At 60.3% G+C, this 13,596-nt stretch carries 11 protein-coding genes; 3 read left to right on the top strand and 8 right to left on the bottom strand.

Features of this window, described 5'->3' with window-relative positions:
- Positions 1 to 4: 4 nt before the first annotated feature.
- The 5 genes from lpxB to rpmI all read right to left on the bottom strand — a co-directional run bounded on the left by lpxB (position 5) and on the right by rpmI (position 5,458).
- Positions 5 to 1,252 (bottom strand): lipid-A-disaccharide synthase, encoded by a 1,248-nt coding sequence (gene lpxB, locus HK22_RS07010; RefSeq protein ID WP_086648773.1) that lies wholly within the window; start codon positions 1,250 to 1,252, stop codon positions 5 to 7.
- Positions 1,249 to 3,717 carry a phenylalanine--tRNA ligase subunit beta gene (pheT, locus tag HK22_RS07005; RefSeq protein WP_086648772.1) on the bottom strand — a complete coding sequence of 823 codons (2,469 nt, stop codon included), beginning with the start codon at positions 3,715 to 3,717 and terminating at the stop codon, positions 1,249 to 1,251. Before pheT ends, lpxB begins: the two co-directional genes overlap by 4 nt.
- Before the next feature lies 1 nt (position 3,718).
- Entirely contained in the window at positions 3,719 to 4,789 is a 1,071-nt protein-coding gene (gene pheS / locus HK22_RS07000; protein WP_086648771.1) for a phenylalanine--tRNA ligase subunit alpha, read from the bottom strand.
- A gap of 97 nt (positions 4,790 to 4,886) precedes the next feature.
- Entirely contained in the window at positions 4,887 to 5,243 is a 357-nt protein-coding gene (gene rplT, locus HK22_RS06995; protein WP_062033041.1) for a 50S ribosomal protein L20, read from the bottom strand.
- Between the two features lie 14 nt (positions 5,244 to 5,257).
- Positions 5,258 to 5,458, bottom strand: a complete 201-nt coding sequence (rpmI, locus tag HK22_RS06990; protein ID WP_046901279.1) for a 50S ribosomal protein L35 — start codon at positions 5,456 to 5,458, stop codon at positions 5,258 to 5,260.
- Positions 5,459 to 5,768: 310 nt separating this feature from the next.
- On the opposite strand from rpmI, the gene HK22_RS06985 reads away from it, so the two are divergent.
- The 3 genes from HK22_RS06985 (at position 5,769) to HK22_RS06975 (ending at position 9,297) form a co-directional block, all read left to right on the top strand.
- A complete protein-coding gene (locus tag HK22_RS06985; RefSeq protein ID WP_086648806.1) occupies positions 5,769 to 8,195 on the top strand; it encodes a glucose/quinate/shikimate family membrane-bound PQQ-dependent dehydrogenase in 2,427 nt (808 codons plus the stop codon).
- 131 nt (positions 8,196 to 8,326) lie between these two features.
- Entirely contained in the window at positions 8,327 to 8,980 is a 654-nt protein-coding gene (locus HK22_RS06980; RefSeq protein ID WP_077803087.1) for an energy transducer TonB, read from the top strand.
- Between the two features lie 107 nt (positions 8,981 to 9,087).
- Entirely contained in the window at positions 9,088 to 9,297 is a 210-nt protein-coding gene (locus HK22_RS06975) for a hypothetical protein (protein ID WP_062033045.1), read from the top strand.
- A gap of 39 nt (positions 9,298 to 9,336) precedes the next feature.
- Here the strand turns inward: HK22_RS06975 and HK22_RS06970 are convergent, their stop codons facing one another.
- The 3 genes from HK22_RS06970 to HK22_RS06960 are packed head-to-tail and all read right to left on the bottom strand — an operon-like array spanning position 9,337 to position 13,536.
- On the bottom strand, positions 9,337 to 9,777 hold the full coding sequence (locus HK22_RS06970; RefSeq protein WP_062033048.1) for a SufE family protein: 441 nt from the start codon (positions 9,775 to 9,777) through the stop codon (positions 9,337 to 9,339).
- On the bottom strand, positions 9,770 to 11,740 hold the full coding sequence (locus HK22_RS06965; protein ID WP_086648769.1) for a response regulator: 1,971 nt from the start codon (positions 11,738 to 11,740) through the stop codon (positions 9,770 to 9,772). The genes HK22_RS06970 and HK22_RS06965 overlap by 8 nt, the downstream gene beginning before the upstream one ends.
- Complete coding sequence (locus HK22_RS06960; RefSeq protein ID WP_369827213.1) at positions 11,737 to 13,536, bottom strand: ATP-binding protein; 1,800 nt, start codon at positions 13,534 to 13,536, stop codon at positions 11,737 to 11,739. Before HK22_RS06960 ends, HK22_RS06965 begins: the two co-directional genes overlap by 4 nt.
- Positions 13,537 to 13,596: the final 60 nt, after the last annotated feature.

The following is a 13,596-nucleotide window of genomic DNA, read 5'->3' as shown; positions in this document are numbered from 1 at the left end:
GATTTCAGATGCTGGACGACCGGGAAACCGGTTCGTTCAGCAGATCCATGATCTCGGCAGCGGCCGCATCAGCGGGTGTTCCCACAGGCGGTGCGAGCATCTCAAGCACGTCAGCAAACGCCATACGCTGCTTTTCCACCATCTGCGGATCACTCAACAGCTTCGAGACCATCTCGGCCAGCTTCTTCGGCGTACAGTCCTCCTGAAGCAGTTCCGGCACAACCTCTCGCCCTGCCAGAAGATTGACCATCGCCACATGCGGCACCTTGATCAGACGCCGCGCGATCGTCGCCGTCACCGGATTGACCCGATACGTCACCGCCATCGGCACATTGCCCATGGCGAGTTCCAGCGTGGAGGTTCCTGACTTGGTCAGGGCGCACTGCGCGGCCGCAAACGCATCGTGCTTGTCATGGATGTCGGTGACGATATGCGGCTGGATCGGCCATTTGCGAATCAGTTGACGGATCGTCGGCGCGATGACGGGCGCAACCGGAATCACAGGACAGATATCCGGATACTGCACCCGCAGAAGATCCAGCATCTTACGGAAAACGGGCAGAAGCCGGGGGGCTTCCGAGCGCCGGCTGCCCGGCATCAGGATCACGACGGGCGCATTGGCCGGAATATTGTGCCTCAACCTGAACCGCTGCGCATTCCCCTGCCGCACGCCCGACTGAAGCACCGGATGCCCGACAAACCGCCCCTCAAGCCCGCGCTTTGCAAACCATTCAGGTTCAAAAGGCAGCAGACAAAGAAGCCTGTCCCACAGACCAGGGAATTCCTTGACCCGGCTTTCCCGCCAGGCCCAGACCTGCGGCGCCACATAATGAACGCGCTTGATCCCGGAACGCTCGATCTTCTGCAAGAGGCGCAGGGCAAAACCCGGACTGTCGATCGTCACGACAAGATCGGGCTTGCGCAGTTCGATATCCTGAACGGCCTCCAGAAGTCGCTGCGACAGATGCCGCAGACGGGGCAGCACTTCGACAAGCCCCATGACTGCCAGATCGCTCATGGGAAACAGGCTGTGCAGCCCCAGAGCTTCCATACGGCCGCCCCCGACGCCTGCGAAAACCAGCGAAGGGTCCTGTGCATGAAGCGCCTGCATCAGACGCGCTCCAATCACGTCTCCACTGGCCTCGCCTGCCAGAATCCAGATTACCCGCCCGTACCGGGGCAGAGGCATGGTCTTTTGGGAAGGGTCCGCCGTGGACTGTCCGTCAGATCCGGATTCTGGAAGAGAGCTCATCGACGCAATACTGCCCCTGTTGCCTTGAGAACCGCAGCTTCCACCGATTTGGAAACCGCTTCAAGCTGCGTATCCGTAAGACTCTCGCTCTGTGGCTGCAAGACCACTTCCACACCGAGCGAGCGATGCCCCTCTGGCAGGCTGCCACCTTCGAACACGTCAAACAGACGCACATCCTGTACCAGATTGCGATCCGCCATCCGAACCGCCTTCAGAACGGCCTGGATTTCAACGTCTGGTCCGGCAACGAAAGCAAAGTCACGCCGGACAGGCTGCAACGACGACAGCACAGGCGCGGATTTCCGCTTCACCTTCGGCTGCGGCACCTGATCCAGATAGACTTCAAACGCCACCACGGTCCCGCTCAGACCCAATGCCCGCGCAACGCGCGGATGCAGTTCGCCGAACGTGCCCAGAACCGTCTTTGGCCCCTGCCGAACCTGCCCGGAACGACCCGGATGATAGAACCCCGGCGCATCTGCCGTCACGGACAGAGCCGCTTCCGGCACGCCCAGAGCCACCAGAGCCGCCAACAGATCCGCTTTCGCGTCCCACAGGCTGGCTTCATGCGCAGCAACACCCGGTTCACGCGCGGTCAGCCCGGCCCGAAGACCGGCAAGACGCAGATGCTGACCCGTCGCATCAAAACTCGGCCCAACCTCAAACAGCGCACCCTCGCCTGAAACGCCAAGACCGCGTGCCAGATTGCGCGACAGGGCCCGCGCCAGATTGACCAGCGGGGTCGGACGAAGCTGATCCAGATCCGTGGCGATCGGGTTCAGAAGATGCTGCGTTTCCGGAAGCTCTCCGAACAGCGCCGCATCATCCTGCGCCACAAAGGAAAAGCCGACCGTCTCAGTCAGTCCGCGCGCCGCACAGATCCGCCGCAGCAGTGCCGCGCGCGCCTGAAGAGACGTCACGGCCGGAGCCGGAACCACCGTTGCCTGCGGCAGTGCCACTGCCGGAACATTGTCCAGTCCATAAAGACGCAGCACTTCTTCAAGAAGATCGCACTCCGCTTCCATGGCCTGAACATGCCCGGCAGCTTTCGCAGCCACACCCACATCCAGTGTCGGTGCCTGAGCCAGAACCTGTCCCGAAGCGATATCATTCCGCCAGGACGGTACCAGGAACGTCGCAGCGTCTGCCGTCTGCTCCGTCACCTCGAAACCGAGATGCTCAAGCGAGCGCACAGCATCTTCGGCTGCAAGATCGACGCCCCCCAGCGTCTTCAGACGCTCGAAACGCAGCGTCGCCGTCCGCTTCCAGTCGGGCAGAATGCCCGCTTCGGTAATCTCGCTGACCTCACCGCCACACAGATCGCGGATCATGATTGTGGCGGCTTCAAGCCCATTGAGAACCTGTGCCGGATCAATCCCACGCTCAAAACGCTGGCGCGCATCGGTATGAATGGCCAGACGACGCCCGGTCAGGGCAATCCGAACTGCGTCAAAGAGCGCCGATTCCACGAACACATCGGTAGTGTTCTCATCAACGCCACTGCTCTCACCACCGATCAGGCCCGCGAGCGACTGCACCCCGGCTTCATCGACAATAACCATGTCCTCGGTGCCAAGCACATATTCGCGTCCATCAAGGCCGGTAAAGGTCTCGCGGGCGGCATGTGTCACCGTCAGCGTATCGCCTTTAAGTTTTGCAAGATCAAAGACATGCAGCGGACGACCAAGATCGTATGTGAGGTAATTCGTCACATCGACGAGCGCCGAAATCGGCTTGACCCCAACAGCTTCCAGACGCCGCCGCAGCCAGTCCGGGCTCGGCCCGTTTTTCACATTCCGAATAACGCGCCCAACAATATACGGGCAGGCCGGATGTTCAGTCTTCCACGCCAGAGGCGACGGAAAATCCCCTTCAACCGCTTCGGTAAGCCAGGGCTTGAGACGCCCGATGCCCGCCGCAGCCAGATCCCGCGCAATACCACGAATGCTCAGCGCATCGCCCCGGTTGGGCGTAATCGCGATCTCGATGACCGGATCATCCAGTTCAGCATAGGCTGCGTAAGATTCGCCGATCGAAGCCGCCTCGGAAAGCTCGGCAATTCCGTTGCTTTCCTCGCCCAGCCCCAGTTCCTTCAGGGAGCACAGCATTCCGTTGCTGTCCTGCCCGCGGATCTTGCCCTTCTTGATGGTAATGTCGAGCCCGGGAACATACGTCCCCGGCGTCGCAAAAATCACATGCAGACCCGCGCGCGCATTCGGCGCACCACATACGACCTGCACATCTTCAAAGCCGCCGCCTGCCGCCACACGACAGACCTGAAGCCGGTCCGCATCCGGGTGACGATGCGCTTCGACAATCTTGGCTGTCCGAAAGCCCACAAGGCTGTCGGCAGGGTTTTCAACGCCCTCGACCTCAAGCCCGATAACATTCAGCCGGGCGCAGATGTCTTCAACAGAAGCTGTAAAATCAAGATGTTCACGCAGCCATGAGAGAGAGAACTTCATGTCACACGCCCTCCGTCAGCGTGGCCGGCGAAAACGCCGAAAATCCATAGTGCCGCAGCCAGCGCAGATCACTTTCATAGAAAGAGCGCAGATCAGGGATGCCATTCTTCAGCATCGCCAGTCGCTCGATCCCCATCCCGAACGCAAAGCCCTGCCATTCGGCCGGGTCCAGTCCGCAATTCGCCAGAACCCGCGGATGGATCATCCCCGAGCCCAGAACCTCAAGCCAGTCAGACCCGCCACCGATCTCGCCTGTCGCCTTTGACCAGCCGATATCGACTTCCATGGAAGGCTCGGTGAACGGGAAATAGGAAGCGCGAAAACGAACCGGCAGGTTCGGCTTGTCGAAATAGACGCGCAGGAATTCGATCAGACAGCCCTTGAGATGACCGAGCGTGATATTGCGATCCACCACCAGACCTTCGCACTGATGAAACATCGGCGAATGCGTGGCATCATGGTCCGCACGATAGGTGCGCCCAGGGGCGATAATGCGGATCGGCGGCTTTTCGCCCAACATCGTTCGGATCTGCACGCCCGATGTCTGCGTCCGCAACACCCGTGGCTCACCGCCTTCAGCCTCGGGCGGCAGATAGAATGTGTCGTGCTCGGTCCGCGCAGGATGGTGGTCCGGCGTGTTGAGCGCCGAGAAATTGTGCCACTGGCTCTCGATATCCGGCCCTTCGGCAACGGAAAAACCCATCGCGCCGAAAATGGCCGTCATTTCTTCAATGGTACGGCTGATGGGATGGATGGTGCCCGTCACAACCGCAGGGGCTGGCATCGTCACATCCACGCGCTCGGAGCGCAAACGGGCCTGAAGCGCCTCTTCCTCAAGATCGCGACCACGCGCCTCGACAGCCGCTGTCAGTTCGTCACGCAAACGGTTCAGCGCCTGACCGCGCTCCTTGCGTTCCTCAGACTCCAGCTTTCCGAGTTGCTTGAGCAGCCCGGTCAGCGCACCGGATTTGCCCAGTGTTCCGACGCGGATCGCGTCCCACTGCGCGCGGTCCTGCGCTCCGGCCAGCGCGGCCAGCGTGTCATTCCTGAGTATATCGAGATCGTCAGCCATACCGCCCATCTCCTGCAGCACAAAACAAAACGGGCCGTCCTGATAACAGGACGGCCCGCCAGTCACCAGACCCCCAGGGGGATCAAGCCGGAAAAGCTCAGCCGAGAGCGGCCTGGGCCTTCTTCACGATTTCACCGAAAGCGGCGCTATCGTCAAACGCAATAGCTGCGAGGACCTTACGGTCGATCTCGATGCCAGCCTTGTCCAGACCGTTGATGAAGCGGCTGTAGGTCAGACCGTGCTCGCGAACGGCAGCGTTGATACGCTGGATCCACAGAGCGCGAAAATCACGCTTCTTGTTGCGACGGTCACGATACGCATAACGCAACGCCTTCTCGACGCGCTCCAGAGCAATGCGATAGTTTGTGGAAGAACGGCCGCGATAGCCCTTGGCGAGCCCGAGAACCTTCTTGTGACGGGCGTGCGACGTTACGCCCCGCTTGACACGTGCCATAGTACCTTATCTCCTCAGAGCCCGTAGGGCGCCCACTGCTTGATTGTCTTCGCATCCATGTCCGTCATGGTCTGGGGACCACGGTTGGTGCGCTTCATCTTCTGCGGACGGTTGATAAGGCCATGGCGCTTGTTGCCTGGGCCGCACATCACTTTGCCGGTCGCGGTGATCTTGAACCGCTTCTTGACCGACGACTTGGTCTTCATCTTGGGCATTTCGGTCTCCCTCGCCGTAAACGATTGGTCCTACACACAGTAAGGACTCTGCACGGCCGGGCATGCCACTCGTGGCCCGGACGCGTGCGCGGAAGCGGTGTCCTTATCCGAGGACAAAGTATTCTGCAAGCGCATTATTTTCTTGAACGCTCAATCATAAGTGGCCCCTTTCCTCAAGTCACGACGACGTGAATGTCCTCACAGTGACGTGAGCAAGATGAACCTTCTGACATCTTGACCCTTGATATCCTTCCATGTGCTTTGTCCGGAAGTCACCGTGCTGCACCAGAACAACATCTTCAGGAACATCATGAGCACATCATCCCGGCCAGGGCTCTGGGCCCTGATAACGGCCGCGGTCTTCGCGCTTTGCGGCGCGATCCTTACCGTTGGCGGCGCATGGGTCGCCGCTATCGGCGGCCCTCTCTATTATGTCCTCCTCGGCGTGGCGCTCCTCGCCACGGCTTTCCTCTCATTCCGGCGCAATCCGGCTGCACTCTACCTGTTTGCAGTCGTCGTATTCGCAACGGTCATCTGGGAACTCACCGTTGTCGGTCTCGACATCTGGGCCCTGATCCCGCGTTCGGACATCGTCATCATCCTTGGCATCTGGCTGCTTCTGCCGTTCGTCTCCCGCCAGATCGGCGGTACGCGGACGACCGTGCTCCCGCTCGCAGGCGCGGTTGGCGTTGCGGTTCTGGCCCTGTTCGCCAGCCTCTTCACAGACCCGCATGACATCAGCGGCGAGCTGCCGACGCAGATCGCAAACGCCTCCCCCGCCGACCCGGACAACGTTCCGGACAGCGAATGGCACGCCTATGGCCGCACGCAGGCTGGTGACCGCTGGTCCCCGCTGAACCAGGTCAACGCATCGAACGTCAGCAATCTCAAGGTCGCGTGGCATATCCACACCGGGGATATGATGACATCCAACGACCCGGGCGAAGCGACGAACGAAGCAACCCCGATCGAATTCAACAACACGCTTTACATGTGCTCCCTGCACCAGAAGCTGTTTGCGATCGACGGTGCGACCGGCAACGTCAAATGGGTTTATGATCCGAAACTCCAGATCAATCCCGGCTTCCAGCACCTGACCTGCCGCGGCGTCAGCTTCCACGAGACCCCGGCCAACGCGACCGATTCCGATGGCAATCCCGCACCGACGGACTGCGCCAAGCGCATCATCCTCCCGGTCAATGATGGCCGTCTGGTCGAGATCGACGCCGATACGGGCAAGACCTGCTCAGGCTTTGGCACCGATGGTGAAATCGGTCTGCGCGTTCCGAACCAGCCGTATACAACGCCTGGTCAGTATGAACCGACGTCCCCGCCGGTCATCACGGACAAGCTGATCATCGCCAACAGCGCGATCACCGATAACGGTTCCGTCAAGCAGGCTTCGGGCGCCACGCAGGCATTTGATGTCTATACCGGCAAGCGCGTCTGGGTGTTCGACGCATCGAATCCCGATCCGAACCAGCTTCCGGATGAAAGCCATCCTGTCTTTCATCCGAACTCCCCGAATTCCTGGATCGTGTCGTCCTACGACCGTAACCTGAACCTCGTGTACATCCCGATGGGCGTGGGCACTCCCGACCAGTGGGGCGGTGACCGCACGAAGGACTCCGAGCGTTTTGCTCCGGGCATCATCGCGCTCAACGCAGACACGGGTAAGCTTGCCTGGTTCTACCAGACGGTTCACCACGACCTGTGGGACATGGACGTTCCGTCCCAGCCGAGCCTTGTGGACATCACGCAGAAGGACGGCACGCTTGTTCCGGCCATCTACGCTCCGACCAAGACCGGCGACATCTTCGTGCTCGACCGCCGCACTGGAAAGGAAATCGTCCCTGCACCGGAAACCCCGGTTCCCGGTGGCGCTGCTCCGGGCGATTACACCAGCCCCACACAGCGGATGTCACAGCTGACCCTGCGTCCGAAGAACCCGCTGAACGACTCCGATATCTGGGGCGGCACGATCTTCGACCAGATGTTCTGCAGCATCTATTTCCACACCTTGCGCTACGAAGGCCCCTTCACGCCGCCGTCGCTCAAGGGTTCGCTGATCTTCCCTGGCGATCTGGGCATGTTCGAATGGGGCGGTCTGGCCGTCGATCCGCAGCGTCAGGTGGCCTTCGCCAACCCGATCTCCCTGCCGTTCGTCTCCCAGTTGGTTCCCCGCGGACCGGGTAACCCGCTCTGGCCTGAAGAAAACGCCAAGGGCACAGGTGGCGAAACCGGCCTGCAGCACAACTATGGCATTCCGTATGCCGTCAACCTGCATCCGTTCCTGGATCCGGTGCTGCTACCGCTCGGCATCAAGATGCCCTGCCGTACACCGCCCTGGGGCTATGTCGCCGGTATTGACCTGAAGACCAACAAGGTCGTCTGGCAGCACCGTAATGGCACCCTGCGGGATTCCATGTACGGAAGCTCCCTGCCGATCCCGCTGCCGCCGATCAAGATCGGTGTCCCGAGCCTTGGTGGCCCGCTCTCCACGGCCGGAAACATCGGCATCCTGACGTCGTCCATGGATTACTACATCCGGGCTTACAACCTGACGACAGGCAAGGTCCTGTGGCAGGATCGTCTGCCGGCCGGCGCCCAGAACACACCGATGACGTATGCCATCAATGGCAAGCAGTACATCGTGACCTATGCTGGCGGACACAACTCGTTCCCGACCCGCATGGGCGATGATATCATCGCCTACGCCCTGCCCGATCAGAAATGATCTGACAGGACCAGAAAACCATGAAAAAGGGGAGGTGCCATCCGGCATCTCCCCTTTTTTATTGCAGCATACTGGCCACAGACACGTTTGTTACATATGGTAATACTTCGGTCGCAGACGAAAGACATGCCATGAGATTGCCCGCCGCCCGCCCCGCACTCGCTGTAACGGTCGTATTTTTAAGTACGATGATAACAGCACGCGCCGAGGATCAGTCTCTCGGAGCAATGCTGGACCCCCACCATCATGGTCAGCTCATCTACCCGCCGGCGGAACTCGAACAACGCAAAAGCGGTACGGCCCATATCCGCTGCACCATCAGTGCCACGGGTTTTCCTACAGAGTGTGAGGCCTCCGCCTCACAGCCGGATTTCGCGCTCGCTGCCGAACATCTGGCCTATAGCTCGAAATTCCTGCCAGCTTACGAACATGGCAGCCCCGTTCAGAGCACATGGGAATATGCATACACTTTTCACGTGCACCCCGACCTGACGACCCCGCTGCTCGATAAGCTCCATTCTGCACCGCCCCATTATCCCGAAGCGGCAGATGTTGCCGCTCTTGGCGCGCACATCGCCGTCACCTGCCAGGTTGATCCGATCGGTGTCGCCCATGACTGCACCGCCAGCGAAGGCCCCGCTATCCTGAAACAGGCATCGCTCGCTTATTTCGGTCTTGCAAGATACTATCCGGCCCTGAAGGACGGTCAGCCCGTTTCGGCGCAGTATCACGGCAGCATCAACTGGGACTCATCTCATCCCGTGGATCAGAAGGGATTTCGCTAGTTCGGCGGCAATGAGGCAACTTGCCTCATACCCGAAACATATTGCATGATTTCCACAAATCCGGGACACGGCTTCCACGACCCGGTCCTGCTCTGGAGACCTTCACCATGTCATTCCGTCGCCTGTCCGTTGCCGCACTTGCCGTTATGGCCCTCGGTGCCCAGATGGCTCACGCCAAGCCCTGTCGTGACGACAAGGGCAAGTTCACAAAATGCGAGGCACCGCAGAAGCCGAAGCCCTGCCGGGACGCAAAAGGCAAGTTCACGAAGTGTCCTGCACCCGCCAGCAGCACGGCTCCTGCAACAGCACCCAAGTAACACGTCACACCCCCGAAGGCTCCGGCCAACGGGGGTTTCTCACACCGGGAGAGCAGCCCGTTTCTGAATGGCCTGCGCCATGGCTTCGACCCCGTTGCCACGATTGGTCGAAAGTGCCTTGACCAGACCCATATCATGCAAAAACACCGGGCTCGTCCCAAGAATTTCCGCATTGGTCCGGCCTGAGTAAACCCTCAGCAGAAGTGCCACGAGCCCCTGAACGATCGCGGCATCGGACGCACCTGCAAAAAACAGCTTTCCATCCCGTTCAACGGCCTCAAGCCAGACCTGACTCTGACAGCCGGGGACACGATGGGCGTCATCCTGCCATTCTTCCGGAAAAGGTGGCAGCTTGCGTCCCATCTCGATGATGTACTGATAACGTTCCATCCAGTCATCAAACAGACCCAGCTCCGCCTCGATCTCCTCAATGGCAGCAGCAGCCGTGTCTTCCTGGGGCACAAGATAGGCATCACTCACGCGTTACAGTCTCCATTACAGACCTCTGCTCCATGCTCACGTTACCGTTCCGCATGGTCTCGGCAACAGCCCCGCGCAAGGCATCCTGCGTAAAAGGCTTCGGCAGAAGCAGACCGTTTTCAGGCGTCGGCATATCATCTGTATGTCCGCTGATAAACAGGACCTTCAATCCCGCCATCGCTTTCTGTAACGCCGCCGCACAGGTCAGGCCATCATGCTCGGGCATCCGCATATCAATGATCGCCAGATCGAAGCGGGATGCCGGATCGACAGAGTTCAGCGCCTCTTCCAGCGAAGCCACAGCCGTTACCTCGTGCCCGTCCTGTGCAAGGAAACCTGCCGTCACCATCCGTACCGGCGCTTCATCATCCAACACCAGAACCTTCAGCGACCGTCCAACCGTCCCACCGGAACGTTCCGGCTGACTGATCCGCTGCTGCCCACTCCGCGCCACAGGCAGAATCAGCGTCATGCGCGTTCCCTCACCCACGACGCTCTCTACGGCGATTTCCCCGTAACTGCGGCTGAGGAACCCATACACGCTCGACAGCCCCAGCCCCGTCCCGCGCCCGACATCCTTGGTCGTGAAGAACGGGTCGAAAATTCTCGCCGCAATTTCGGGTGTCATGCCCGCCCCTTCATCCACGACGTCCAGCGCCACAGCCCGCGCTGGGCAGCATTCCGCAGGCAGGTCCGTTCGCTTCTGATCCACAATCCGCGCACTGATCTGCACCGTTCCACCATCGGCCATGGCATCGCGCGCATTCACACACAGGTTCAGAAGCGCCATTTCAAGCTGGTCGGCATCCGACCAGACCAGCGGCAGATCCTGCGGCAGATCTTCGACACATAGCGCGCAGGGCGACGCCACTGCAGGTGCACCGCGCTTCTTGAGGCTCTGACGCAGAAGATCCGTCAAACCGGGCAAAAGCTGCTCTAGGGACACCGCCGACAGACGTGCTTCACGCGGGCGGCCGAACTGAAGCAGCCGTCGTGTTAAAACCGCTCCACGCTGCGCTGAATCCGCAGCATTGCGCAGCAGTGCCACAGAGGCCTCGTCCAGATCGGCGATATCTTCCAGCAGTTCGAGAGATCCAGAAATCGCTGCGAGCAGATTATTGAAATCATGCGCGATTCCCCCTGCAAGCGTCCCCAGGGACTGAAGCTTTTCCGCCTGTCGAAGCCGAGATTCCATAACAACGCGTGAGGTCACATCGCGGTCCATGCTGACCTGCCAGGCATCCTGCGAAGACGCACCTTCCGGCCATGCCAGCGCCAGCCGCGTCAGTTCGTGCCACCGGGTTGAGGTCTTGCCTCCCTCTTCTGCAAGAACTTCCCCAACCAGACGCTCTTCCTGCCCCGACCTGCGAACGCCCTCCCGCATGGCCGAAACCTCCGGCCAAAGACTTTCAGGAAAATGAGCCTGCTCGGTCTCGGCGCCGCTCTCGGCTTCATCCCGCACATTGCTGCGGATGCACCGGCCGTCCCGATCCGAAAAGACCAGTCCGATCGGCAGCGCTTCCATCAATCCACGCAGCAGAGCCTGCTCGGTCCGTAACGCCCGCTGCGCCAGACAATGCTGCGTGACCTCACCGACCAGCGACCGCAGCGCATCCGAATCCCACGGCTTGTGCACATATGCCTGAACCTGCCCCTGATTCAGCGCCGATACGACGGCCTCCAGATCCGCATATCCCGTCAGTAGAATGCTGCGCGCGTCCGAAAACGCCCGCGCCTGCATCAGCAGCTGGTCTCCGGTCAGGCCGGGCATCCGCTGATCGGAGATAATGGTCGCAACATCCCTGTGCTCCCGCAGCAGATCCAGCGCCCGCAGCGGATCCGTCGTGGACAGGATTTCATACTGGTCTTCCAGCAGGTCTGTCAGGGCGACAAGGATTTCCTCCTCATCGTCCACCAGCAAAATCAGAGGACGCGACGGTCCTTTTGCGCTCCAGAAAGTCATGCTGCGCGGCCAGTCGCCACCGGCCCCTCCTCGGTCATGCGAACGGGCAGACTCAGCCGGAAACAGGCTCCGATGCCATGCCCGCCCGGCAGATTGGCGTCCATTACTTCAATCGTTCCGTCATGCGCCTCCATGACACTATAGGCAATGGCCAGCCCCAGCCCCGTCCCGGTTCCCACAGGTTTGGTCGTGAAAAACGGGTCAAAGATCCGTGTTCGCAGTTCATGCGGAAGGCCCGGCCCATCATCGCTCACGCTCATTTCATAGCGCCCGTTCTCCAGCCGCGAGGCGATGACGATCGTACCTCGCACCACATCCCCATCCGAAGAGATGTCCGCCAGCGCATCCGCCGCATTGGAGATGATGTTCATGACAACCTGATTGAGAAAAGCCGGCTGACAGACCAGTTCTGCCGGAGCCTGAAGATCCTTCCGAACCACAATTCCCGGCCCCAGCTTATGAGCCAGCAAAGCAAGCGCTGTCTCCAGAGCCGCAGGCACATCAACTTTCTGAAACGAGCTCTCATCAAGGCGCGAAAACCGTCGCAAACTCAGCACAAGATTTTGAATACGCTGCAGTCCGAGTTTCATGGATTCCAGCCGCGACATGCCTTTTTTTGTCAGTGAGACTGCTTCGTCAGACGCATTGACGCCCTGCAGACGTTTGAGCGTCCGCGTCACCGTATCGGCATGCGCAATCGTGAAAGCCAGCGGGTTGTTGATCTCATGCGCAATCCCAGCCACCAGTTCGCCCAGCGAGGCCATTTTCGCCGTCTGCACGAGTTTGGACTGCGCCTGCAGAAGGCGCTCGTTCGTGCGCGCAAGTTCCATATTGGCCTGCGCCAGCGCCTCAGCCATCTCTGCCTTGGCACGCGCGGCTTCAAGCGTCAGCGCATTCTGCTGACGCTCAATTTCCTGCTGACGAAACTCGTCCTGCGCCATCCTGCGCTGGGCCAGCGTCCGAATTCGCATGGCAAGGGCCTCAAGCGCGATATCGCTGGGCACCAGATCATCAATTCCGGCCTCAAAAAACTCGCCCGAAGACTGGCGCCTGAACCGCGATGCCTCCACGATTCCCAATGTCCGGAACGGAATTCCGCCTGCCTCCAGAACAGCCTGCCGCCGGGCATCCAGAAGGCGACAGAATTTCAGATCTTCGTCTCCGCTCCCGAGTTCAAGCACCAGACAGTCCGGACTGTCCGCCCCCCGCAGCCAACCACCGTCGATCAGATCGTCCGAACGCTCAATGGACGTAACGGTGTGCCCGTCACGCCAGAGCAGCTCTCCCAGCGTTGTTTCGGGCGCTTCTTCGACGGCATCTTCCTCGTCCTCATCCTCCCGTGGTGAATTAACGATCACGATCCGTGCCCGACGCAACCGGGACGCCTCGTCAACCTGAAGAAGCTCAGGCCCCTCCCGCAACAGCGCCCGCATCCGCAGAACCATCAGGTCAGGATGCGCCGATTTTGAAATATAGGCGTCAGCCCCGCTCTCCAGCCCCTCGCGCTCGACGCCCGGCGACGCATCTTCCGTCAGCATCAGAATGGGAATATTGCGGGTCAGCGCATCCAGCCGCAGTCGCCGCGCAAGCTGGCCACCACTCATCCCCGGAAGCTCGGTACAGGCTACCACCAGATCGGGCATCGTATCCTCGATCGTGCCCAGCCCTTCTTCGCCGCTGGTTGCGCAGGTGAGCGCAAAGCCCTCATTGACCAGAATCCGGGCAATCTGCCGGGCATGGTCGCAGTCAGGCTCCACCAGAACGACCCGGGGCATGTTCGGCGTTACCATCGGCATCTCAAATTCAGGAAAAGGCATGACGGCACGGGAAAGTTTGCATTAGCGATCTCTTGCAGC

It is taken from the genome of Gluconobacter sp. DsW_056, assembly GCF_002153595.1.
GTDB classification, from domain to species: Bacteria; Pseudomonadota; Alphaproteobacteria; order Acetobacterales; family Acetobacteraceae; genus Gluconobacter; species Gluconobacter albidus.
This window is presented reverse-complemented; position numbering and strand designations above follow the sequence as displayed.